25 protein-coding genes and 1 tRNA gene are annotated in these 24,314 nt (G+C 54.7%); 15 read left to right on the top strand and 11 right to left on the bottom strand.

The annotated features are described in order from the left end of the window. Nucleotide 1: 1 nt before the first annotated feature. From HED22_RS05750 to rph, 7 genes are all read right to left on the bottom strand, one after another. A complete protein-coding gene (locus HED22_RS05750) occupies nucleotides 2-1,012 on the bottom strand; it encodes an SIS domain-containing protein (RefSeq protein ID WP_254869797.1) in 1,011 nt (336 codons plus the stop codon). 161 nt (nucleotides 1,013-1,173) lie between these two features. Then, nucleotides 1,174-1,788 carry a ribonuclease D gene (locus HED22_RS05745; protein ID WP_167720045.1) on the bottom strand — a complete coding sequence of 205 codons (615 nt, stop codon included), beginning with the start codon at nucleotides 1,786-1,788 and terminating at the stop codon, nucleotides 1,174-1,176. A 112-nt stretch (nucleotides 1,789-1,900) separates the two neighbouring features. Then, complete coding sequence (locus tag HED22_RS05740) at nucleotides 1,901-2,701, bottom strand: hypothetical protein (RefSeq protein ID WP_167720043.1); 801 nt, start codon at nucleotides 2,699-2,701, stop codon at nucleotides 1,901-1,903. Nucleotides 2,702-2,822: 121 nt separating this feature from the next. Further along, nucleotides 2,823-2,909, bottom strand: a tRNA-Leu gene (locus tag HED22_RS05735). A 167-nt stretch (nucleotides 2,910-3,076) separates the two neighbouring features. Further along, nucleotides 3,077-4,270 carry a radical SAM family heme chaperone HemW gene (gene hemW, locus HED22_RS05730; RefSeq protein ID WP_167720041.1) on the bottom strand — a complete coding sequence of 398 codons (1,194 nt, stop codon included), beginning with the start codon at nucleotides 4,268-4,270 and terminating at the stop codon, nucleotides 3,077-3,079. Nucleotides 4,271-4,379: 109 nt separating this feature from the next. Next, entirely contained in the window at nucleotides 4,380-4,979 is a 600-nt protein-coding gene (gene rdgB, locus HED22_RS05725; RefSeq protein WP_167720039.1) for an RdgB/HAM1 family non-canonical purine NTP pyrophosphatase, read from the bottom strand. Nucleotides 4,980-5,165: 186 nt separating this feature from the next. Continuing rightward, nucleotides 5,166-5,882 (bottom strand): ribonuclease PH, encoded by a 717-nt coding sequence (gene rph, locus HED22_RS05720; protein WP_167720037.1) that lies wholly within the window; start codon nucleotides 5,880-5,882, stop codon nucleotides 5,166-5,168. Nucleotides 5,883-6,163: 281 nt separating this feature from the next. Here rph and hrcA point away from each other — a divergent pair, with 281 nt between their 5' ends. From hrcA to cobB, 3 genes are all read left to right on the top strand, one after another. Next, the gene (gene hrcA, locus HED22_RS05715) at nucleotides 6,164-7,222 is read left to right on the top strand and encodes a heat-inducible transcriptional repressor HrcA (protein WP_167720035.1); all 1,059 of its coding nucleotides are present in this window, start codon (nucleotides 6,164-6,166) and stop codon (nucleotides 7,220-7,222) included. Between the two features lie 51 nt (nucleotides 7,223-7,273). Continuing rightward, entirely contained in the window at nucleotides 7,274-7,915 is a 642-nt protein-coding gene (grpE, locus tag HED22_RS05710) for a nucleotide exchange factor GrpE (protein ID WP_167720033.1), read from the top strand. 144 nt (nucleotides 7,916-8,059) lie between these two features. Continuing rightward, nucleotides 8,060-8,824, top strand: a complete 765-nt coding sequence (gene cobB, locus HED22_RS05705; RefSeq protein ID WP_167720031.1) for a Sir2 family NAD+-dependent deacetylase — start codon at nucleotides 8,060-8,062, stop codon at nucleotides 8,822-8,824. Here cobB and HED22_RS05700 read toward each other — a convergent pair. After that, nucleotides 8,814-9,494, bottom strand: coding sequence for a helix-turn-helix transcriptional regulator (locus HED22_RS05700; protein ID WP_167720029.1), 681 nt, complete (start codon nucleotides 9,492-9,494; stop codon nucleotides 8,814-8,816). The two genes, cobB and HED22_RS05700, sit on opposite strands and share 11 nt — an antisense overlap. An 89-nt stretch (nucleotides 9,495-9,583) precedes the next feature. Between HED22_RS05700 and HED22_RS05695 the strand changes: the two genes are divergently transcribed. Further along, entirely contained in the window at nucleotides 9,584-9,913 is a 330-nt protein-coding gene (locus HED22_RS05695) for an NIPSNAP family protein (protein ID WP_167720027.1), read from the top strand. Next, entirely contained in the window at nucleotides 9,910-10,257 is a 348-nt protein-coding gene (locus HED22_RS05690; protein WP_167720026.1) for an antibiotic biosynthesis monooxygenase, read from the top strand. The genes HED22_RS05695 and HED22_RS05690 overlap by 4 nt, the downstream gene beginning before the upstream one ends. 22 nt (nucleotides 10,258-10,279) lie before the next feature. Here HED22_RS05690 and HED22_RS05685 read toward each other — a convergent pair whose 3' ends face one another. Further along, nucleotides 10,280-11,251 carry a DMT family transporter gene (locus HED22_RS05685; protein ID WP_167720024.1) on the bottom strand — a complete coding sequence of 324 codons (972 nt, stop codon included), beginning with the start codon at nucleotides 11,249-11,251 and terminating at the stop codon, nucleotides 10,280-10,282. Between the two features lie 248 nt (nucleotides 11,252-11,499). On the opposite strand from HED22_RS05685, the gene HED22_RS05680 reads away from it, so the two are divergent. The 9 genes from HED22_RS05680 to HED22_RS05640 all read left to right on the top strand — a co-directional run bounded on the left by HED22_RS05680 (nucleotide 11,500) and on the right by HED22_RS05640 (nucleotide 19,471). Continuing rightward, entirely contained in the window at nucleotides 11,500-12,438 is a 939-nt protein-coding gene (locus HED22_RS05680; RefSeq protein WP_167720022.1) for a LysR family transcriptional regulator, read from the top strand. 45 nt (nucleotides 12,439-12,483) lie between these two features. Further along, entirely contained in the window at nucleotides 12,484-13,476 is a 993-nt protein-coding gene (galE, locus tag HED22_RS05675) for a UDP-glucose 4-epimerase GalE (protein WP_167720020.1), read from the top strand. Nucleotides 13,477-13,622: 146 nt separating this feature from the next. Next, entirely contained in the window at nucleotides 13,623-14,462 is an 840-nt protein-coding gene (locus HED22_RS05670; protein ID WP_167720018.1) for a glycosyltransferase family 2 protein, read from the top strand. Nucleotides 14,463-14,628: 166 nt separating this feature from the next. Continuing rightward, nucleotides 14,629-15,153 (top strand): inorganic diphosphatase, encoded by a 525-nt coding sequence (ppa, locus tag HED22_RS05665; RefSeq protein ID WP_167720016.1) that lies wholly within the window; start codon nucleotides 14,629-14,631, stop codon nucleotides 15,151-15,153. 173 nt (nucleotides 15,154-15,326) lie between these two features. Then, a complete protein-coding gene (locus HED22_RS05660) occupies nucleotides 15,327-15,857 on the top strand; it encodes an O-acetyl-ADP-ribose deacetylase (RefSeq protein WP_167720014.1) in 531 nt (176 codons plus the stop codon). A 14-nt stretch (nucleotides 15,858-15,871) separates the two neighbouring features. After that, the gene (locus HED22_RS05655) at nucleotides 15,872-16,414 is read left to right on the top strand and encodes a L,D-transpeptidase (protein ID WP_167720011.1); all 543 of its coding nucleotides are present in this window, start codon (nucleotides 15,872-15,874) and stop codon (nucleotides 16,412-16,414) included. 82 nt (nucleotides 16,415-16,496) lie between these two features. After that, complete coding sequence (locus HED22_RS05650; protein ID WP_167720009.1) at nucleotides 16,497-17,471, top strand: DUF2333 family protein; 975 nt, start codon at nucleotides 16,497-16,499, stop codon at nucleotides 17,469-17,471. Nucleotides 17,472-17,632: 161 nt separating this feature from the next. After that, nucleotides 17,633-18,202 carry a NifU family protein gene (locus HED22_RS05645; protein ID WP_167720007.1) on the top strand — a complete coding sequence of 190 codons (570 nt, stop codon included), beginning with the start codon at nucleotides 17,633-17,635 and terminating at the stop codon, nucleotides 18,200-18,202. 279 nt (nucleotides 18,203-18,481) lie between these two features. Further along, entirely contained in the window at nucleotides 18,482-19,471 is a 990-nt protein-coding gene (locus HED22_RS05640; RefSeq protein WP_167720005.1) for a glucosaminidase domain-containing protein, read from the top strand. A 75-nt stretch (nucleotides 19,472-19,546) separates the two neighbouring features. Here the strand turns inward: HED22_RS05640 and HED22_RS05635 are convergent, their stop codons facing one another. Further along, nucleotides 19,547-20,005 (bottom strand): hypothetical protein, encoded by a 459-nt coding sequence (locus tag HED22_RS05635; RefSeq protein ID WP_167720003.1) that lies wholly within the window; start codon nucleotides 20,003-20,005, stop codon nucleotides 19,547-19,549. A gap of 291 nt (nucleotides 20,006-20,296) precedes the next feature. On the opposite strand from HED22_RS05635, the gene HED22_RS05630 reads away from it, so the two are divergent. Next, entirely contained in the window at nucleotides 20,297-21,502 is a 1,206-nt protein-coding gene (locus HED22_RS05630; RefSeq protein ID WP_167720001.1) for a hypothetical protein, read from the top strand. A gap of 92 nt (nucleotides 21,503-21,594) precedes the next feature. Here HED22_RS05630 and HED22_RS05625 read toward each other — a convergent pair whose 3' ends face one another. Next, the gene (locus HED22_RS05625; protein WP_167719999.1) at nucleotides 21,595-23,862 is read right to left on the bottom strand and encodes an NADP-dependent malic enzyme; all 2,268 of its coding nucleotides are present in this window, start codon (nucleotides 23,860-23,862) and stop codon (nucleotides 21,595-21,597) included. Between the last annotated feature and the right edge of the window lie 452 nt (nucleotides 23,863-24,314).

The raw sequence follows: 24,314 nt of genomic DNA, 5'->3' as shown, positions 1-24,314 counted from the left end.
GTTATGCCACCCCGACACGCAACAGATCGTGAATATGAACAAGGCCCACCGGCACACCAGCGTCATCAAGGACAAACAGCGACGTGATCGAACGATCATTCATGATGGCAAGCGCCTCAACCGCCAGCGCATCGGCACTGGTCACTTTCGGACCGGCGGTCATGACATCGCCTACCTTCATCGCCACCAGATTGTCAGCCATATGACGGCGCAAATCGCCATCGGTCACGATCCCGGCCAGAACGCCAGCTTCATCAACCACACCGACACAGCCAAATGAATGGCTGGTCATGGTGACAAGCGCCTCGGACATCAGGGCATCAGGTTTGATCAATGGCAGGGTATCGGCCCCATGCATGACATCAGACACATGCAGCAACCGCTGCCCAAGCTTGCCGCCGGGATGGAAGGTGCGGAAATCTTCGGATGAAAAGCCGCGCCGCTCCATCAATGTCACGGCCAGCGCATCGGCAAGGGCCAGCATCGCCGTGGTGGAGGTCGTCGGCGCCTGCTTGTTCGGGCAGGCTTCCGGGCTTGCCGGTAAAACAAGCGGGCAATCGGACTGCTTGGCAAGCGAGCTTTGCGGTTTGCGGGTCATGCCGATAAGCGGCACATTAAAACGCCGGGTAAAGGCAATAATGTCGGACAGTTCCGGGGTTTCACCGGAATTGGACAGGGCCAGAACCGCATCATCCTTGCCGATCATGCCCAGATCACCGTGGCTGGCCTCGGCGGGATGGACAAAAAACGACGGCGTGCCGGTTGAGGCAAAGGTTGCGGCAATCTTTTTGGCGATATGGCCGCTTTTGCCCATGCCGGTGACAACCAGTCGGCCTTTCAGGCCCTCGATCAGGTTGATGGCATCGCAAAACTCGCCATTCAGCGATTCTGCAAGCTCACGCAGAGCAGTTGCTTCGATATCAAGAACGCGGCGCGCGATGACAAGATCGGCTTCCGTTGCCGGTGCAGGCAGGTTGGAGGACTCTTTGGACACGTCTGGGGTCACTGTCATTTGTTTCTTGTTAGCGTTTCCCGCCCGGAAATAGGGCATTCGACCCAATATGCAAGTTCATTGGGCCAAAACTATGAACCCGCTTGGCATGGGGGTCAATTCCCTAGCATGCGCAATCTTCACAGGCGGTTAACCGGGCTTATGCCGATTTCATGCCATCGTTATGAATGAGCGAAGATATCGGTGTCTTCCCAACCGGCCAGATCAAGGGTTGCGCGCATCGGCAGGAAGTCAAAACAGGCCTGTGCCATTTCCATGCGCCCCTCGCGCACCAGACGACGATCAAGCTCTTCACGCGCCTTGTGCAGATAGAGCACATCAGACGCTGCATAATCGATCTGTTCCTTGGAAAGCTCAGGCGCGCCCCAGTCAGAACTCTGCTGCTGCTTGGAAATCTCGACGCCGACGGTTTCGCGCAACACATCCTTCAAACCATGACGGTCGGTATAGGTGCGCACTAGTTTAGACGCGATCTTGGTGCAATAGACGGGCGCACAACGCACGCCGAGATATTTGTCCATCACCGCGATGTCAAAACGCCCGAAATGAAACAGCTTGAGAACGCTGTCATCAGCCAGAAGTTTTTTGAGGTTCGGCGCGCTGTAATCTTCCCCATCAAACTTGACCAGATGGGCGTTGCCATCCCCGCTTGAAAGCTGCACGACACACAAACGGTCGCGGTGCGGATTAAGGCCCATGGTCTCACTGTCAATGGCCACAACCTTTCCAAGGTCAAGGTCATCGGGCAGATCTCCGAGATGGAGGAAATTGGTCATCGCGGTTCTCCAAATGTCAGAATTTGCCTGTTCTTAACACAGCAAACCGCGCATCGCATCGCAAAAGTCGGGGTAATTGGAGGAACTGAGCTTAAAAACTCCTAGTATAGGTTTACATGGTTTTACTCTTGGCCCATGTGGAAAATCTTTTCCTCTTCAAACCAAATTTTTCAGAAACAAATAAATCTAGCTCCTGACATATATTGTAATAATTGTTGGCGATAACAACCAAATCATCATAATCGACCTCATATAGATCACCAACATCACATGGTGAATAAAGATTATTACCCTTCATCTTTCTCTTGAAAATATTATCGACAATCCCTCTGTTATGGGTATAAAGGTTTCTTAAATTTACTGAATATGAAATTATATTCTTAGCATTTTCGTCTTCTAAAATTGAAAAACCAATTCTACTCATAATAAAATTATCAATATCATTTACACCACCGTAAGTAAGTCCGTTGATTTTTTTATCAACAACAAATCTTATAATATCCTTATTTCTCTTGAAGTTTAAAATATCTTCAACTGATAATTGTTCTTTTGATTTTATTATGTTCGGGTTTTTCAACGCACATGCCTGAATAATCTCAGAGAGGTAGCATAAGAAGTTGTCAGAAAGACGTATGCACATATTTTCGGTTTGATAATCTCGAAATTGCTGCAATCGCTTGAAAGCGCCCCGCCTTTCTTTGTCACTTCCAACATCATACTTTTCTGGATCAGCTAGTGAGAGAGCCTTTAACGCAATCTTCCGAGACTCATCTTGGGTACGCGCAAGGTTAGAGGCAAAAAACAAGAAGTCAAAAATCTTCCAGTGCCGCTCAAAAAACCGGAAACCTGGCGCAGTGCAAACTTCTTTGGCCGGAACTTTTGGGCCTTTTATCTCTTTATCACTTTCGCTCATCGGCACCCCAACCACTACAAAACTGGAGACTGGCTTTCAGGATGACCAAAATTATCGATGAAACAACGAAAATCAGCCCCAAAACGACAATACCCCAGCACATCAGAAATGTGCTGGGGTATGGTGCCCAGGAGAAGACTCGAACTTCCACGACCTTAAGGCCACTGGCACCTGAAGCCAGCGCGTCTACCAATTCCGCCACCTGGGCATAGGGGCTTAGGTAATGTCCGGGGTTTCCCGCCGGAACGGGGCGGAATATACGCGGTCAGGCTTAAGTGTCAACCAACTTTTTGATGGTTCGGTGAAACTAAATCAGGCGCCTGCGCCTTCATTGACAATCACACGGTTTTTCTTGGCGTTTTGCGGGTTTGGGCATCACACCGCGTGGTCGAACAAATAGGCCAGAACACCGTTCAAACGGTTCCTGCCCTGATCGGTCGCACGCAGACCCGCGGAATCACAGATCAGATCACCAGACTCGATAAGGGTTTTCAGCCGATCCTGCGCCAGAACGTCACGCGGTCCCTTGCCGATGATGCGGTCAAACCGTGCGGTCGGGATGGTTTCATTCAGGCGCAAGCCCATCATCACCATTTCAAGCAGACGTTCATCAGACTCAAGCGTGGTTTCTTCCTGCGTGCCATGACCATGCTGTTCGACCCGATCCAGCCAGACATCCGGCGCACGGTGACGGCGCACCGCCATTGGCGTGGTGGTGCCATCTGAGCCCACCACCGCCTCGCGGCCATGCGCGCCCGGACCGATGCCAAGATAATCGCCATAGCGCCAGTAGACGAGGTTATGGCGGCTTTCCTGCCCCGGTTTGGCGTGGTTGGACACTTCATAACAACGATAGCCAGCCCGCTCGGTTTCTTCCTGGGTGATCTCGTAAAGTTCGGTCGCAAGGTCTTCGCCCGGCACCACCAGATCACCGCGCTGGTGCAGGGTATAGAACTGTGTGCCCGGCTCGATGGTCAGCTGATAGAGCGAGATATGGCCATTGGCGATCTCAAGCCCCTCACGCAGTTCCTTGCGCCAGGCCTCGGGATCGTGTTCCGGCCTTGCATAGATCAGATCAAAGGAAAAACGATCAAACACCGAAGTCGCGACATCCAAAGCCCGCATGGCTTCCTCGGCACTGTGCAAGCGACCAAGGAACTTGAGATCGCGGTCATTCAGGGCCTGAATGCCAATTGACACCCGGTTAATGCCGTTGGCGGCAAAGGCCGAAAACCGGTCAATCTCGACCGTACCCGGATTGGCCTCCAACGTGATTTCAAGATCATCCGTCACCGGCCAGAAGGACTTGATATCGTCAATCAAGGCCCCGGCAGTTTCCGGATCCATCAGGGATGGCGTGCCGCCGCCAAAGAACACTGAGCCCACTGTCCGCCCCGGATGGCGGGCAGCGCCAAACGCCAGCTCCGCCCGGAGCGCCTTGCGCCAGCGCACGTGATCGACGCTGTTCGCCACATGGCTGTTGAAATCGCAATAGGGGCATTTCGACAGACAGAATGGCCAGTGGATATAAATGCCAAACGGCACGGTTTCACTTGAGGCTGCGGACACGCGGGACTCTTTTCAAACGCGGGAATGTTGGCCGATAAACTAACACGCACCGCCGATGATGACATCCGCGATGCGTGCATAAGTTCAATGCAGGTGATTAAACCTGAAATCAGTCTTCGAAGCAGGCCTTGACCAACTGGCGGAAGGCATCAGCCCGGTGGCTCATTTCATGCTTTTTCGCCGGGTCCATTTCACCAAAGGTTTCGGCGTAACCCTTGGGTTGGAAAATCGGGTCATAGCCAAAGCCATGCGGACCGCGTTTGGGCCAGACGATTTCCCCTTCTACCCGACCTTCGAAATTCTCGACATGGCCATCCGGCCAGGCCAGCGACAGGGCACAGATGAAGGATGCCCGGCGGTCCGGGTGCGACCCAATACCGTTCTGGACTTTCTCCATCGCCATGTCGAAATCCTTGTCCGGCCCGGCCCAGCGCGCCGAATAAATCCCCGGTGCGCCATCAAGCGCGGAAACGGCAAGGCCGCTGTCATCAGCAAGGGCGGGCAGATTGGCCCCATTGGCCGCCGCCGTTGATTTCAGCTGGGCATTGCCAATAAAGGTCTTTTCGGTTTCTTCGGGTTCGGGAAGATCAAGTTCACCAGCCGAGAAGACCTCGATCCCGAAAGGTTCGAGAAGTTCGGCGATCTCCTTGATCTTGCCTTTGTTATGGCTGGCGATGACGAGTTTTTTTTCCGTGAAACGACGGGCCATGGTCTTGCCTGAAAATGCGGTTTCTAGGAGGGGTGTGATCATAACAAGGTTGTTGAGATTCGTTTCATGCTGAGCCGAAAATGGCTGGTCGCGAGAACCGAAGCGCAGCGTACTTGACGTTACGTGAGCATCGGAAGCGCAGTGACCCGCCATTTGCAGGCCAGCATGGGACGAAGATCAGCGACCTTAAAGACCCAAGGCTTCACGCTGTTTGGCGAACAATTCCTTGCAGCCTTTTTCGGCCAGCGTGAACATCTGATCATAGGCCGCGCGGTCAAACGGTACGTCTTCGGCGGTTGCCTGCACTTCGACGATGCCACCATTGCCCGCCAGCACGAAGTTGGCATCTGCCCCGGCATTGCTGTCTTCGGCGTAATCCAGATCCAGTACCGCTTCACCTTCGTAAATGCCGCATGAAATGGCCGCGACCGGCTGGGTCAGCGGGATTTCCTTGATCAAACCAAGGCGACGCACGCCCTGAAATGCCAGATGGGCCGCAACATAAGCACCCGTGATCGATGCCGTGCGCGTGCCGCCATCGGCCTGGATAACATCACAATCAAGGCGCATCTGCATTTCGCCCATCGCCTTCATGTCGGCAACCGCACGGATCGAACGGCCGATCAGGCGCTGGATTTCCTGAGTACGACCGGACTGACCACCACGGGCCGCTTCGCGGTTCATACGCGAATCAGTAGCGCGCGGCAGCATGCCGTATTCCGCCGTGATCCAGCCCTTGCCGGAATTGCGCATCCAGCCCGGGACCTTGTCCTCGACGGTGGCGGTACAGATCACATGCGTGTCGCCGAATTTGATCAGGCAGGAGCCTTCGGCATATTTGGAAATGCCGGTTTCAATCGTCACATCGCGAAGCTGATCGGGGCTACGGCCGGAAGGGCGCATGAGAAGGAACCTCTTGTTTGTTTTGGCAGCGTTCACAGATCGGAACACAGCAAAATTGTCCTGTGAAATTTGGCCCAAAGTAAGATGTGACCCGGCAAACGTCCAGCAGTTTCCCCGCATGTTTTTATCGGTTTTCGTGCAATCTTGGCGCAATGCAGCTAAACCAACAACTTGAAGCGATTCCACAAGCTTTGCTGGCCGATGGGCCGTGCAATTGACGCAATGGGTTTGCCTGACTAAATTCTCAACAGTTTCACGACAACAGGTCCCGACCGAACCAGATGGCGCATTTTGACGATACATTGCTGGGCGACATGAATGCGCGGTCACGTGAAGTGTTCCGCCAGATTGTCGATGCCTATGTCGAAACGGGCGAACCGATTGGCTCGCGCTCGATCGCGCGGCGCATGTCGGAAAACCTGTCGGCTGCGACCATTCGCAATGTCATGTCCGATCTGGAAGAAATGGGTCTGCTGGTCGCACCGCACATCTCGGCTGGCCGCCTGCCCAGTGAAAAGGGCCTGCGTCTGTTTGTGAATGCCTTGATGGAGGTCGGCGACCTTCCCAATGCCGAACGCGACCAACTGACCAAAAACTGCGAACAGGCGGGCTATTCGCTTGATCAGATGCTGGGCGAAGCCACCACCATGTTATCCGGCCTGTCGCGCTGTGCCGGACTGGTGGTCGCGCCCAAAACCGATGGCATTCGCCTTAAACAGATCGAATTTGTTGCCCTGTCGCCGGGCAAGGTTCTGGCTGTGCTGGTCTCCCAAAACGGCAATGTTGAAAACCGAATCCTTGATGTTCCGCCCGATTTGCCCGCCTCGGCATTGACAGAAGCGGCAAACTATCTAAATACCCGGTTGGCTGGAAAGACGCTTGATGATGCGCGCCTTCTGATGACTCAGGAGCGTGATCGCCTCAAGCAGGAGCTTGATGATCTTTCCGCCAATCTGATTGATGCGGGCCTGGCAACCTGGGCTGGCGGGGTCAAGGGATCGTCCCTGATTGTGAAGGGCCAATCCCAGCTGCTCGAAAGTATCGATACGATAGAACAGCTTGAGACCGTTCGCCGCCTGTTTAACGTGCTGGAAGCCCGCGATCAGATGATTGAATTGCTCGATGTGACGACGGATGCCCAGGGCGTTCAGATTTTCATCGGGTCGGAGAACAAACTGTTCGGCGGATCGGGTCTTTCGATGGTGATTTCGCCCTATCAGAATGCTGAAGGCAGCATTGTGGGTGCAATCGGGGTTGTCGGACCGACCCGGATCAATTATGCCCGGATCATTCCGCTGGTCGATTATACCGCCAAGCTGGTCGGTCGACTGATTGGATAAATCGCGGCGCTGCGTGTCAGGCCGCATAACGTGAAAGTAGCAAGGTTAGCCATGTCGGAAACCGCAAAGAACAATCCGGAAGATCTGCACGACGTCAATGCAGAGGAAACCGCTTCTGACGAGGTCGCAGCAGAGGCGACCGAGGAAGCGCGCGAAGATGCTGCACCCCAGGACCCGATCGAGGCGCTTGAAGCCGAAGTCGCAGAACTGAAAGACCGTCTGTTGCGTCAGGCCGCCGAGGTGGAAAACACCCGCCGCCGCGCAAAGAAAGACGTCGAGGATGCCGGCAACTACGCCATCACCAAGTTTGCCCGCGACCTTTTGGATGTCAGTGACAACCTGCGTCGCGCCCTTGATGCCGCCGGTGACACGTCCGATGCCGACCCGGCGATGAAAACGTTGGTCGACGGTGTCGAGATGACCGAACAGGCGCTGCAAAAGGCGCTTGAAAAGAACGGCATCGAAAAGCTTGAACCGCTTGGTGAAAAGCTTGACCCGAACAAACATCAGGCCGTGTTTGAACTGCCGCATCCGGAATATCCGGACGGTCATGTCGCACAGGTCATGCAGGCCGGTTACGTCCTTAAGGGCCGCTTGCTGCGCCCGGCCATGGTCGGTGTCACCAAAAACCCGGCAGGGGATGCGCCCAAACAGGACGATACCCCGGGCGGCAACGTTGATACCTCTGCCTGATTGGTCTGATCGCCAAACGAATTTCAGATAACCGGTCATAGACGATCGGTTTTACATTCACCCCTGCCAGACAGACTTGGCGGGGGTGTTTTGTTTGCATTAGGCTGTTCAAACCATCAGGACACCAGTACAGGACCGCACACCATGCCACTTCGCCCCGATCTGATCGAAATCCTGCGCGATGAAAAAGCTCCGATTGTTATCCTGACAGGGGCAGGCATTTCCAAGGAAAGCGGCCTGCATACCTTTCGGGACGCGGACGGCATCTGGGCGAAATACGATATCTCCGAGGTCGCAACGCCCGAAGCCTTCATCGCCAATCCCGATCTGGTGCATCATTTCTATAATGACAGGCGGGCTGGGCTGCATGATCCGAATGTGCAGCCCAATGCCGCCCACGTCGCACTTGCAAGGCTTGAGGCCGAATGGCCCGGTGATGTGTTGCTGGTCACCCAAAACATCGATGATCTGCATGGCCGGGCAGGGTCAAAAAACCTGATCCATATGCATGGCGAGCTTTTGAAAATCCGCTGCAATCATTGCGACCTTCTGACCGAATGGCCCGGCGATCTTGCCAAGGAAACACCCTGCCCCGCGTGCGGCAAGGCAGGCGGATTGCGCCCGCATGTGGTGTGGTTTGGCGAAATGCCCCTTGAGATGGAGCGCATTTATGCTGCCCTTGGCGATTGCGGACTTTTCATCTCGATTGGCACATCGGGCAATGTCTATCCCGCAGCCGGTTTTGTTCAGGTTGCCCATGAAGAAGCCGGGGCCGAAACGGTCGAGCTCAATCTCGAACCCAGTTCCGGTGCCACCTTGTTTGATCACAGCACTTATGGCCCGGCCACCGAGTTGGTCCCGGCCTTTGTTGCCACCCTGCTGGAAGACGGATCGGGTCCTAGGGATTAATAAGGTCGCGGAATGATTTCTCGCCCGCGTTGCTAAACCGCACAATACGCGAATCGGTCACGCGCCGCGCCCAGCCAAGATCATAAAACCGGTCCAGCAACGCCGCGCCGAATGATCCCGCCAGATGCGATTGCCGGGCGCTCCAATCAAGACATTCCCGACAGAGCGGTCGGCGCTTGGCCCGCAAACCATCCAGATCAATGCCAAATTCACTGGCAAAATCGATCCCGGCTGGCGTCAGGGCAACCCCATTAAGATCACTTGCAATCAGCTTGCGCTTTGCAAGGCCATCAAACAACGCAACGCCCATATCACCGGCCAGATGGTCATAACAAACGCGTGCCTTGCGCAGTTCCGGGTCCTTGGGGCCGGTCCGCACCCGGTTATGCCCGACCCGATTGGCGATCCCCATCAGAACTTCCAGCGCCTCGACAATATCAGGCCCGCTGAGCGTAAAATAACGATGCCGCCCCTGTTTGCGCGGGGTTACGATCTGGCCTGCTTCAAGCTTCGCCAGATGCGAGCTTGCAGTTTGCGGAGTCACCCCGGCTTCCTGCGCCAGCTCAGTCGCCGTCAAGGCACGGCCACTCATCAATGCGGTCAGCATGTTTGCGCGCGCCGGATCGCCAAGCAATGCAGCCACGCGGGCAATATCGGGTCCTTCTTTCATAGTTCGATGCTAATCGAAGCATTGATGCGCAGCAATCGGGATAATGGATCTGTCACCCAAAAAGACCCCTCTCCTGAAAGGACGCTGTCATGATCACTTGCTTCATTCGCTATGAAATCGATCCCTATAAAAAGGATGCCTTTATCGAATATGCGCGGAACTGGGGGCAGGCCATTCCGCGCTGCGGGGCGGACCTTGTCGGTTATTTCGCCCCGCATGAAGGCTCGGTCTCAACCGCCTATGGCATCTATCATTTGCCCGATCTGGCATCATATGAAGCCTATCGCGCCCGATTGAAAGACGATCCACTGGGTCGTGAGAATTACGAATTTTCCCAGTGCGAGAAATTCATCCTGCGCGAAGAACGCCAGTTTCTTAAAATTGCGTCCGCGCCACATGCGGAGCTGATCAAACCATGATTGCTGTCATTTTCGAAGTCACGCCACATGAAGGGCGCTATGACGATTACCTTGCGATTGCGGGTGATCTCAAACCCGTGCTTGAAACCATGGATGGTTTTATTTCGATCGAACGGTTTCAAAGCCTGACCACACCGTGCAAGGTTTTATCGCTGTCTTTCTGGCGCGATGAGGACGCGATTGCCGCCTGGCGCAATCTGGGCGAACATCGCAGAGCCCAGATCAAAGGCCGCCATAAAATCTTTGAAGATTATCGTTTGCGGGTGGCTGGTGTGATCCGTGATTACGGCCTGAATGACCGCGATCAGGCCCCGGACGATTCCCGGACACAACATGATCGCTGATCATTAGGCCTGGATGCAGGGCTCAGGCCTCGGCCGGCTTCGGGGATGCCTCTTCATCCCCGATTTGACCATTCCCGGCAAATTCATCGAGTTCCGAGATTTCTGCTTCCACGACATCCTCGATGGCTTTGGCCCCGCCCTTGTAATCCAGCAACATCACGGCAAGCACGACGATGCCCGCCCCAATGAAAATGACCGGCACCGGCAACATGTCAAAGAAGATCAGATCCATTGCGACGGAAAACGGCAAGGCCGTATAGGCCGCTGGCGACACCACACTTGCGTCTGCCACGCGAACCGCACGCAACACCATGTAATTGGTCAGCATGGCAAAGAAACCGGCACCCGATGAATATAGCCAATCAGCCACTGACGCCGGATGCCAGGTGATCATCGCAATCGGCACCCAGATCACAACCGCAATGATCTGTGGCCAGAACAACATGGAAAAATTGGTCTCGGTCCGGGTCAGCACCTTGGCAAACAGGGTTTGCGCCGAAAAGCAAAACGCCCCGATCAATGCCGCCCCGACACCCAGCGGCACACCTAACCCATCCATGCGCGGAACACACATTACCCATACGCCAACAAGCCCCAGAAGGGTTGCGATGATTTTGCGCGGTGTCAGTTTCTCGCCCAAGATCACCACCGCCATCATCACGGTCAGAAGGGCCTCGATAAACAGATAGGCATTGACCTCGGCAATGCTCATCTGGCGCAGCGCAAAGAACACAAAGAACAGCGACCCGTACCACAAAACGCCGCGCGCAATATGGGCCATGGGGCGGCGCGTGCGGATCTGGCGCGTGCCCATGAACATGACAATGATCAGAAACACCGCAACCGTGGTCAGCGCACGCATCGCAAGGATCTGCCCTGTCGGAACGTCGTGGGAGACAAGCTTGGCACAGACATCGACAAAGACGCCCGATGCCATGGCAGCCGTCATCCACAGGACGCCGCGGAAATTACCGCTTAATTGCATCGCAGCCATCATCAATCCCGGTTCTGAAAAGGGATACTGGGGTTTCCGGCAGTCGGGGGGCGACTGGCTTGCTGGGTGGCGCAAGGGGACGTCAAAGTAACTTGGCCGGAAACCCTGTATGGCGATGATATTGCCTGCTTGTTTGGAAAAATACGAATGAAGCTTTTTCAGCCATTGTTGAGATTTTTTTGGCCCAATTTCTCATCAGTCCTGATAGACAGGACAAAAGCCTTTAGCACCGTCCGGATGGAGACCCGATGCGCAGAAAACTGCCCCCGTTGCGCGCCCTTGTCGCCTTTGAAGCCACCGCCCGCCACCAAAGTGTAAAGGGGGCGGCCGAAGAATTGCATGTCACCCAAAGCGCGATCAGCCATCAACTCCGTCAGCTTGAAGAAAACCTTGGCGTGGTGCTGTTCACCCGCAAGGGCCGTGGACTGACGCTGACCAAATCGGCAGAACTGCTTTTGCCCCGCCTGACAGAGGCACTTGATGGCATTGCCGATATCACCGGTGAAGTCGGCCCGGACAAGGGCAAGGCGATCCGCATCGGCGCACTGGCGACCCCGGCACTGACAGTATTGCTCTATGAGCTTGATAACCTGCGTGACCGGTTACCCGCTGATATCCCGGTTCAGTTCCGCAAGATCGAATTTGATGATGGGCTCGATCCGCTCGAGATTGATCTGGCCCTTCAGATCGCGCCAAAGGACCTGCCCGGTCCCGAAGACTGGATTACCGAGCTTCTGACACCAGAAGTCTACACCGCCTTTGCCGCCCCGGAATGGCTCGCAAAGCGCGGCTACGATGCTGGCAATGTCGATGTCGGTGAACTTGGCCCCCGCGACATCCTGTTGATTGACAGCGACAGCGAACAGTTCTCCCAGATCGAACAATGGTTCAGTGATGCCAGCTTTTCGCTGGCCGATTGCTGGACCTTCAGCCACCATATCTGGGCGCTTGAAGCCGCACGTGCCGGTCAGGGCATTGTTGCCAGTACCGATGTGGTCGCGCGGAACTACGTCGACCGCGGCGAACTTGTGCCGCTTAATTTCCCGGATTTCATTTCGAACTGGTGGTATCGCCTGCTGATCCGCCCGGCCCGCCAAAAAGACCCGATCGTCATTGAGGCCGCCAACTGGATCCGCGAACTGATCAATCCGAAAACTGCATCACTTGCGCGCAAAAAGGTGATGTGAGCTTATTTTATGCCTGAATTCAGGAACGAAAAGTAATTCATTGTTATGCAGAACATCTTGATAACTGGCGGCGCGGGATACATTGGCTCGCACATTTGCATCAAACTTCAGGAAAATGGCTTTCAGCCAGTCGTTTTTGACAACCTCTCAAATGGCCACCGGGATGCCATTTCACCGAACATCCCGTTTGTTCAAGCAGATATTAGCGACGATGCTGCACTGAACAGAGTCTTTGAGGAATTCAAGCCTGCTGCAGTCATTCACATGGCCGCTTTGATCGAAGCAGGTGCGTCGATGGTCGAGCCCGCCCGGTTTTACAAGGTCAATACCGCAGGATCACTCAACCTGTTTGAGGCCATGCGCCGCAATGACTGCAGACATATCGTGTTTTCATCCACTGCGGCCGTCTACGGCAACACGGATGTCGATCTGCTTGATGAAACGATGCAGGTTCAGGCAGAAAACCCTTACGGGCGTTCAAAGGCCATGGTCGAAACCATGCTTGCAGACTATGCGTCCATTTACGGGTTTCATGCTGTTGCCCTGCGTTATTTCAATGCTGCCGGTGCTGACCCGATGGGCCGGACAGGTGAAAGACATGACCCGGAAACGCACCTCATTCCGCTCGTACTGCAAACTGCGGCCGGCCAACGTGATCACATAAAGATATTCGGAGCGGACTATGACACACCTGATGGTACCTGTATCCGCGACTATATCCACGTTGATGATCTTGCAGATGCCCATGTAAAGGCGCTGGGTTATGTTACTTCATCTGACGAACCGGCATTCGAAATCGCCAATATCGGAACAGGTCAGGGTTGTTCGGTAAAAGAAATCATCGAGCTCTGCAAGGAAGTCACCGCCCTGGATTTCAACGTTGTCCAAGATGCCCGCCGCCCGGGGGACCCGGCCAGATTGGTTGCAAACCCGGCAAAGGCCAATGAATTGTTTGGTTGGCAGCCAAAGTACCCGTCACCGCGCAAAATCATTGAGCATGCATGGAACTTTTATCAGGCGAACATCCAAAGGTCCTGATAACCTTGAGGACTGCATTTGGCCCCAGGGAGAGCAGCCTGCCAATTGGATGTTGAACAAAGAGCCAGTCGGAAATACTGTTCGCACAATCCACCCACATTCCTGCTCTGGACTGGGGTTTCACACGTCGCAAAGGGGAAGCTTGCGTGCATAAGGTCTCAGTCATCGTTTCGACCTATAATTGGCCCGAAGCACTCGAAATGGTTTTGCAATCGCTCATCGATCAGAAGGACGACAACTTCGAAGTGATTGTTGCAGATGACGGCTCCGGGCCGGCAACCGCCGAGACCATCGCCAGAATGCAGGAAAAGTCCCCTGTTCCCATCAAACATTTCTGGCAAGAAGATCAGGGCTACCGTCTGTCACGTGTGCGCAACGGCGCCATTGCTATGTCGGAAGGCGACATCATCGTGTTTACCGACGGTGACTGTTGCTTGATGTCTGATTTCGTCTCAAGCCATCGCAAGGCGGCAGAGTCCGGTTGTTTCGTCACCGGCAAACGCGTGTTCCTCAAGGAGCGTTTTACCAAACTTGCAATGAAGAACCACCTTCGCTTCCACAAATGGCCACGTGCGATTCTCTTCATGCTGGGCCTGACCGGCAATTGCAACCGTCCATTTCAGTTCATCCCGATCCCGCAAAGCCAGAAAAGTCTGTGGGAACACGTCGATTGCTGGAAGAAAGCACAAGGATGCAACATTGCGGCCTTCCGCGAAGACATCATGAAAGTCGGCGGCTTTGACGAAGCCTATGAGGGACATGGTCTTGAAGACTCGGACTTTGTCTTGCGCATGATCCGGTCTGGCCTTAAGCGCAAGAATGTCGAGTACAGCTCCCCGGTTCTGCATCTCTTCCACGGGCGCTCCATGCCGAGCCGCCATGCAAACGCTTCGAAGAACCCCGGATATTTCAAAAGTCTTGAGGCAGATACAGATCGCTTCGTTCCGATCAAAAGCGCGTTGCTGCAGGTCGGCGAAACCGCATAACGTTTCTGATCAAAAGTATCATTTCCTGCCCCCTTGGATACGACAGCGTTTCGCGATAAAAGGTCGGCATCATTTTCCTTCGGGTGCATCTGTGCATCTCCGAAGCTCATATCAGCCGCCCTGGTGATCGGGGCATGCGTTCAAAAAGCGAAAGGGATTTTCCCAGATGGATCTCAGCAAGATTGCCGTTGGCAAAGATGTTCCGTGGGACGTAAATGTCGTCATCGAAATTCCGCAGGGCGGACCGGTCAAATACGAAGTCGACAAGGACTCCGGTGCTGTGTTCGTAGACCGTTTCCTGCACACTTCGATGTATTACCCGGTCAACTATGGCTTCATCCCCAACACGCTTGGCGAAGACGGTGACCCGGTTGACGCGATGGTCATGTTCCGCGAGCCGGTCGTTGCCGGTTCGGTTATCCGCGCACGTCCGATCGGTGTTCTGATCATGGAAGACGAAGCCGGTCAGGACGAAAAACTGATCTGCGTTCCGCATGACAAGATCGACCCGTACTACACCAACATCAAATCCCACGAAGATCTGCCGCAGATCCTGCGCGACCAGATCCAGCACTTCTTCGAGCGTTACAAAGACCTCGAAAAAGGCAAATGGGTCAAAGTCACCGGTTGGGAAGGCGCAGAATCTGCTGCCAAGCTGATCGAAGAAGGTGTGACCCGTCTGGGTAAATAATCAAAGCGCGACCGCGTCTTCGGACCGGTCTCGGCTTTCAAATGCGACGCCCCGTTAAATGTGACGGGGCGTTGTTTTTTTGACTTATTGCTTACGGAACAATACTTTGGTGGAGGGATACCACCCTTACAGGGTGGAAAAGAGGGAAAAGTTCACGTTACAGGATATCGTCCGTGACCCACAAAACGACGCCCGACAAGACCCACGCCATCGAAATCATTCTCGGCGACATCACGACCCTTGATGTCGATGCCATCGTCAATGCCGCGAACGAGGCCCTGTTGCCTGGCGGCGGTGTGTGCGGTGCCATTCATCGCGCGGCGGGCCCGGAACTGGCAGCCGCCTGCCAGCCGTTTGCGCCCTGCCCGACGGGTGAAGCCCGGATCACGCCGGGATTCGGTTTGAAAGCAAAATACGTCATCCACACGGTCGGTCCGGTGTGGCACGGCGGCACGCAGGGTGAGGCTGATCTGCTGGCAAGCTGTTATCGCGCATCAATCCTGCTTGCGGTTGAGAACAATCTGGCATCTGTCGCTTTTCCTGCCATATCCACGGGAATATTTGGCTATCCGGAAGACCAGGCCGCCAAAATCGCCGTATCAACGATTTGTGAGCTGACTGGCGAAATGCCACAAATTTACCTTTGTTGTTTCTCACCCTCGGCGCGTCAGCATATTGAGGCCGCCTACCACCAACTCAAATAAGGTCCCCAAGCAGAATGCAAAGCGACGCTGTTGCGCACACCCCGTCCCAAACGCTTGAACTGTCTGCCTCGGCCGACGGGTTGTTGCGCGTGGGTGATCACAGTTTTCGCTGTGCGCTGGGCGTCAATGGCATCACTGATGCGGATACAAAAACCGAGGGCGATGGCAAAACACCCGCCGGACGTTGGCAGCTACGTTATGTGATGTATCGGGCAGACCGCAGGCCGTGTCCACGCACGAAACTTCCGGTCACCACCATTTCCTTCTCGGATGGCTGGTGTGACGATCCCAAGCACCCCGATTACAACTGCCCGGTCCGCCTGCCCTTTGATGCCAGCCATGAAAAGCTGTTTCGTGACGATGATCTCTATAACATCATCGTCGTTCTGGGCCACAATGATGACCCGCCCGTGCCCGGCAAGGGATCGGCGATCTTCATGCATATCGCCAAACCTGATTATGCCGGCACCGAAGGGTGTGTCGCGCTGGCCGAACAGGATCTTGAAACGCTGCTTGGACTGGCGACCTATGAGACCTTCATCACCATCAATCCGTAAAATCATGGACTTGCCGTTTCCGTGGCAACAGCCTAGGTTCTAGTCCTGATTGCACGTGCCCGATCAATTCACAGGACAGGCCATGATTGAAGACGATTATCTCTATAAAAAAGGCGGCGTTGCAGGATTTGGCGCACGACTGAAAGCCATTTTCGGGTCGGGCAAATTCTGGGTGCGCAGCCTTGCTGTAATCGTTCTGATTGCCGTGATCTATTATCCGGCAGGCATGGCGTTTGTGCATAACATTGACGATGATCCCGACTTTGTCGGGGATTATCAGGGCGGCAGTCACGCGGTCAGCACCGCGGCCGGTCTGATCGATCGCGAGGTCAATCAAAACCGCTGGACGGCCAATGACCCGTTCTTCCTGCCAAGTGCGGCCCTTGATAACATGCCGAACTTCCAGACCGGCATTGTCTATGCCCTGTCGCGCTTTGCCATCGAGCTTTCCGATCAGATCGGACGCGCCCGTGGGTCCAGTCAGGTTGACCCCGATCTTGATGACGCCGCCGGCCTATTGAAGTTCCGCGGCGACAAATGGGTATTTGATCCCAGTGTTTCGCTGCTGCCCGGTGTGACGTCCGAACAGCAATACCGTCAGGCCATCCGCTCGCTGCAAAGCTATAATACCCGTCTGACCAACGGAAATGCCGTTTTTGAACGCCGTGCCGATAACCTTCAGGAAACGCTGAACCGTATTGCCAATGATCTTGGCTCGGCCTCTGCCCTGATTGATGAAAAGGTTGAAAACCCGTCGATCTTTGACCGTACGGCCGATGATGTTTTCTATGCGACCAAGGGGCGCCTTTATGCCTACAGCCTGATTCTGCGTGATCTTGGTACCGATTTCGAACAGATCATCAATGAACGCCAGATCGCCTCGGTCTGGGCTGAAATGATCTTCTCGTTGCAGGCCGCAGCCGCCCTTGACCCACTGGTTGTTGTCAACGGATCAGCCGATGGCATCGTTTTCCCCAACCATCTTGCAGGGCTTGGTTTCTATCTTTTGCGTGCACGCACCCAAATGCGCGAAATCAGCAGCATCCTGCAACGCTAACGTCAACGTGATCACAGTTTGCGCCGCACGGAATACCTGAGTTGCGTACTGCGACTTGATCTTTTGGGTTTTTTGCCCCATTTAGGGCCTAACCAAATGCAATGCAGACTGTTGAGCGGGCAGCATAAGCCCCGACAGTCAGAGTGAGAGGACCAGCCGAAATGTTCATTCAAACCGAACCGACCCCAAATCCGGCGACACTCAAATTCCTTCCGGGTGAAGAAGTCATGGGCCGCCTTGGCACGGCAAACTTCGTCAAGGGTGACGAAACCATCAAATCGCCGCTTGCACGCAAGCTGTTTGAAATTGATGGCATTGCCGGTGTTTTCCTGGGTGGCGATTTCATCACCATCACCAAGGATGACTCCAAGGACTGGCAGACCCTGAAACCGCAGATTCTTGGCGGGATCATGGAACACTACACGTCGGGTCAGCCGGTTCTTGATCAGGATTCGAACGCCGCAACCGGTACCAGCTCTGCCGCCGAGGGCGATGATGAACTGGTCAGCCAGATCAAGGAACTGCTTGATACCCGTGTCCGCCCGGCGGTGGCACAGGATGGCGGTGATATCGTCTTCCATCGTTTTGAAGACGGTGTCGTCTTCCTCGAAATGCATGGCGCCTGTGCAGGCTGCCCAAGCAGCACCGCGACGCTCAAAATGGGCATCGAGAACATGCTGCGTTATTACGTGCCTGAAGTTCAGGCCGTCGAACCGGTCATGGCCGACTAGGGTCTTATCACGATCTTTGTCGGGACTGACACGTCACCGCCCGAAATGGCAACAGACCATCGGTGACAGGTTCAGGTGCATTTTTACGAGTCGTTAACAAATTCAGACGCCCGGCGCGAACTTTTGCCCGCGCCGGGCGTTAAAATTTTGCGCCGAACGAAAAGGTTTTCTTGGCGTTTTCAACTCTCGGAGATATTGGCCGTTGCGATCATCGCGTGTCGCAGGCATAGATAACCTCCACTTGGGATGGACAGTCTGACTGATCCTGGAGATTCAAAGATGACTAGCGCAAAAACAAACAATTACCGGAATTATGCGCTTGCTTCGATTTTCGGAGCAGTAATTTTCCTGTATATTGGTATTTTCGCCGGAATTGATCTCTCGCCAACTCCGGAAGGTCTCGGCACCGAAAACGCCGAAGTCACGCCTGAAGCAATCAAAAACAAAAAGAAGAAACCGGTTTATCGCCGCGGCCCGGAAGTCGTCGCGCTCAATCAGTATTTCAAAAGCATCGACTATCATCTTGATGAGGTCGGCGAAGTCCCGCGCGTTTATATCAAGCGTGTACCCAAGGGCCTTGGCGAACTGGCATCGGTCGATGAACGCAAACACCTTTTCCTGCGGATCATGCTGCCGCTGGCCATGCGCGTGAATGAAGAAATCAGCGCACGCCGCGAACGTTTGATGTCCATTCAGGCCAAGGGTATTTCCGGCACCCAGGTCAGCCAGGCCGATCAGCAATGGGTCAACCAGCTGATGAAACGCTATCGGGTGACCGATGGCGGCATCACTGCCCTGCTTGAACGCATCGACGTCATTCCGACCTCGCTCATTCTTGCCCAATCGGCCGAAGAAAGTGGTTGGGGCACCTCGCGCTTTGTGCGCAAGGGCAACGCCCTGTTTGGCCAGTGGGCCTGGGGGGATGATGAAGGCATCGTGCCCAAGGATCGCGAAGATGGCAAAACCCACGTGATCAAGGCATTCGGCAGCCTGATGGACAGTGTCCGGGCCTATGCGCGCAACATCAACTCGCACCCGGCCTATCAGAGCTTGCGCGAACGCCGCGCGGCACTTCGCGCCGAAGGTCAGATCGTCAGCGGCTGGGACCTGGCCGATACCCTGACCAAATATTCCGAACGTGGCGCTGAGTATGTCGACAGCCTGCACGCCATCATGAGTGTCAACGGCCTCAATCAGCTTGATGGCCTGACCTTTGCGGCCGGGGATGTGCCACCGCCCCCAAAGGTTCTGGCCTCACTCGAAGAGTGAGATGACTTTTGCCACAATAAAAAAGGGATCCTTCTGGATCCCTTTTCTGCGTTTTGGGCACAACATCAGCGCTGATCAGGATCCGCCGCGATAAATCCAGCCCTTTTCGGACTTCAGCAAACGAATTTCGTCTTCGATCTCGCGGCGGTCGCCCACCTTGTAGCCCCCTTCCTTAAGGGTCAGCATCTTGGTCTTCACAAGATCAAGCGCATCACGCGCAGTATTGCCAACTTCATCCATCGACCCGGCTGCCTTGCCTTTCTCGGTCACGTCATCGGCAAAATCTGCGACGGTACGATCAAACACAAGCTCGTAACGCACCATGACAACCACTTCATTTTCATCTTCGGAAATGCTGTTTGTCTTGGTCACGTTTTCAACATGACCAACCTTGGCATAGGGATCATCGCGAAACCGTTCGATCACCGCCGTGGTGATTTCATCAGCAGTCGGCCCACTTGCCTGTTCATCTTCGCAGGCGGCAAGGAGCGGGAAAAACATGATAACGGCGAAAAACCGGGTCAACTGGCCCATGAGCGATTCCTGTTTTCTGGATTTTAGGTCGAATTATCGACTATTGCTTCTTTGATGTGGCAAAAATCAGGTCGAATGTCACATAACACTCTTTTGCGCGTCTATATGTGCATCCAGCCGTCTGCTTGTCGCCCGTTGGCGCAAAAAACGCCAAACGCATTTATGCCACGAATTTTGGTTGTCCTTTAATCATGGCAACGATACAGACATCACCTGATATGGTAATCAATACAAACGGTTTTCAGTCCTTGAAAATCAGCACACCGCTTTGCGAAAGTCTGAGCAAGATACGTGATATTTGACCTGATCATTGCTATCGCAACCGTCGGCGTTGCAATCGTGCTCTCCATGCCCCGTGTTTCGCGCTCCACGACCTGGCGCGCGGTTGTCACCCCGCTGGCCTCGATCATCGGCAGTGGCTTTCTGTTGCTCGGTCCGGTGCTCAACCTTGGCTACGGTGGCTATGCGCCGCTGGTCATGCTGGCCCTGTGCCTTGTGGCATACATGTATGGGTCGGTGATCCGCAGCAACATCGCCGCCGGTGAAGACAAGATCATCGATGGGACACACGGCAAACTGGCCCAACAGGTCGAAACCCTGTCCTCATGGTCGCTGGCCTTTGCCTATGTCATCTCGGTGACCTATTACCTCAATCTGCTGGGCGCCTTTTCGCTTAGCCTGACACCGTTCAGTTCGGCTCTTGACGCCAAACTGATGACCACGGCGGTCTTCATCATTATCGTTCTGGTCGGCTGGCTACGCGGCTTCAAAAGCCTTGAGCGTCTCGAATATGTTTCGGTCGGATTGAAACTGGCGATCATTGCCGGTCTTCTGGCCGGGCTGATTGCCCATTTCGGCGAACAGGCCATCAACGACAGACTGACTTTTAATGCCCAGAACGTCAGCGGCTGGCCCGCCATCACCATGGCATTCGGCCTTTTGATCACGGTTCAGGGGTTCGAAACATCGCGCTATCTGGGATCAAACTATGATGCCACCACGCGTATCAAGTCGATGCGGCTTGCCCAGTGGCTCTCCACCCTGATCTATCTGGTCTACATCCTTCTGATTTCCTATGTCTTCGCGCCAGATGAAATGTCGTCTTCGGAAACCGCGATTATCGACATGATGGGAATCGTTGCCCCCATATTGCCTTTCATGTTGGTGGCCGCCGCACTGGCATCGCAATTCAGTGCCGCAATTGCCGATACCAGCGGGTCTGGCGGGCTGTTTTCCGAAGTTTCGCGCAATCGCATCACCGAACCGCAGGCCTATCTGGCACTCGGTGTCATTGGCATCGCCCTGACATGGTCGGCCGACATCTTTGCGATTGTAAGTTACGCCTCGCGCGCCTTTGCGATCTATTATGGCCTGCAGGCTCTATTGGCCGCCGTCATCGCCACAAGGCAGGATAACGGATGGGTCAGGGTCGGGTTCTTTGGCCTGCTGGCCGCACTGGGGGCTGCAATCGCCATCATGGGTCAGGCTGTCGAATAATCCGGGCACTGCACCGTGCAAAGACCAGAACAGAAAAAAGGCGGAGACTGACTGGTCAGCTCCGCCTTTTTGATCTTTGGTTTCAGGACGGCTTAGCCGTGCTCTGCCTCGTGCGCAGCAAGGGCGGCCAAGTTGACCAGATCGTTCACGGTCGCGCCCATCTGGGCAATCTGGGCCGGTTTTTCCATGCCGATCATCACCGGACCGACCACCGTGCCACCACCAAGCTTATCAAGCAGTTTGGAGGCCGTCGTCGCCGCATGCAGGGCCGGCATGACCAGAACGTTGGCAGGACCCGAAAGGCGGCAGAACGGATAAAGCTTCAGAAGCTCGGTATCGAGTGCGACATCAACCGCCATATCCCCGTCAAACTCGAAATCAACATTGCTTTTTTCAAGAATGCCGACAGCTTCACGGATACGGTCGGTATCCTCGCTATAGGGGTTGCCAAACGTCGAGTGCGAAACCATCGCCACACGTGGCTCATGACCCATCTGACGGGCCTTCTCGGCCGCCTGAATGGCGATCTCGGCCAGTTCTTCGGCGTTGGGCACGTTATGGACACGCGTATCAGCGATGAACACCGTACGGCCCTTGGCAATCGCAATCGACAGCCCCATCGGGATTTCACCCTCTTTGGCGTCAATCACGCTGGCGATATCGGTAAAGCTGCGATTGAAGTTCCGGGTCAAACCGGTGATCAAACCGTCGGCATGGCCCTTGGCCACCATCAGGGACGCAAACACGTTACGCTTCTGGTTCACCATGCGCTGGCAATCGCGCCACAAATAGCCCTTGCGCTGCATGCGTTCATACATGAACTCGGCATATTCCGTGTTGTGCTCGGAAAGGGCCGCGTTGCTGATTTCAACACCTTCCAGGCTTTCGATACCAAGCTTGGTGGCACTTTCCTGAATGCGGTCTTCACGCCCGATCAGGATTGGCGTGCCATAGCCCGAGTTGCGATAGGCCACCGCAGCACGGATCACGGTTTCTTCCTCGCCCTCGGCAAAGGCGATGCGTTTCGGATGCGCGCGGACATAATCGGAAATCAGCTGCAAGTGTGCGGCAGTCGGATCCAGACGACCACGCAGCTGGTTTTCATATTCTTCCATGTCAATGATCGGACGACGCGCGACACCGCTATCCATGGCAGCCTGTGCAACTGCCTTGGGCACCGCCATGATCAGACGCGGGTCAAACGGGGCCGGGATGATATATTCCGGACCATATTGCAAACGACGCCCGGAATAGGCCGCAGCCACTTCATCAGGCACGTCTTCGCGTGCGAGCGACGCCACCGCCTGCGCAGCAGCAATCTTCATGTCCTCGTTGATCGTTGATGCCTGAACATCAAGCGCACCGCGGAAGATATAGGGGAAGCCCAACACGTTGTTGATCTGGTTGGGATAGTCCGAACGCCCGGTCGCGCAAATCGCATCATCACGAATAGAAGCAACATCTTCCGGGCTGATTTCCGGATCCGGGTTGGCCATGGCAAAGATGATCGGCTGTTTGGCCATGCTTTTGACCATCGCCGAGGTCACCGCACCCTTGACCGACAGGCCAAAGAAGGCATCTGCCCCATCCATTGCATCATCAAGGGTGCGCGCATCGGTATCCGCCGCATGGGCCGATTTCCACTGGTTCATGCCGTCTTCACGGCCCTTGTAGATGACCCCGCGCGAGTCACACATGATCACGTTGTCATGGGCAACACCCATGCTTTTGACCAGCTCACAACACGCAATGGCCGCCGCACCGGCACCATTGATGACAAGTTTGATATCTTCAAGTTTGCGACCCGTCAGGTCACAGGCATTGATCAGACCGGATGCGGCAATAATCGCCGTGCCATGCTGGTCATCATGGAACACCGGAATGTCCATGACTTCACGCAGGCGCTGTTCAATGATGAAGCATTCCGGCGCCTTGATGTCTTCAAGGTTGATCCCGCCGAATGATGCACCAAGGAAGCGCACGCAATTAACGAACTCGTCGACATCCTCGGTCGAAACCTCAAGATCAAAGCCATCAACATCCGCAAAGCGTTTGAACAGAACCGCCTTGCCTTCCATTACCGGCTTGGAGGCCAGCGCGCCAAGATTGCCAAGGCCCAGAACGGCAGTACCGTTGGAAATGACCGCAACGATGTTGCCCTTGGAGGTGTAATCATAGGCCGTCGCCGGGTTCTTGGCGATTTCAAGACACGGCACCGCAACACCCGGTGAATAGGCGAGCGAGAGGTCGCGCTGAGTGGTCAGCGGTTTGGATGCGGTGATTTCGATTTTGCCGGGGCGGCCGCTGGAATGAAACAGCAGCGCTTCGCGGTCACGAACCTTGATTTCTGTATCTGACATTGTGTTTTTTCACTGACGCTTACGTGATGAGATGGAAAGCAACCTGTTCGGTCTGTTTTGTTTTTGAAGTCCTGATTTTCCTGATCGACAAATTTCCGGTGTGGGACCGTCATGTCGAACCGCACAATAAATCAGGCTTCGGGTCCCGGGTCAAAGGCGACGTTAACGGCAACCGCAAAATTACGTAGCGTTTTCTGTATGTTGCGACGCAACATCTTCGCCCGAACCAGCACTTTTGATGCTGACATTCTGCCCGTTTCACCGAAATGATCGGTCAATCACACCACCATGATCGGCAATAGGACATGATTTTTCAGGGATATAATCGCACGCCCGCAAATCGCCGGGCAGAATAGCTTTGCTATTGTGCCGTGCACACCAGAACGGGACTATTGCCGGGGCATGAACTTTCCATGATACGAAAAACGGGGGCTAAGGCCCCCGCATTCCTG

This window comes from Thalassospira sp. HF15 (genome assembly GCF_011806525.1).
GTDB lineage: Bacteria > Pseudomonadota > Alphaproteobacteria > Rhodospirillales > Thalassospiraceae > Thalassospira.
Note: the sequence above shows the minus strand (reverse complement) of the source record. Positions and strands in the feature narration are given on the sequence as shown.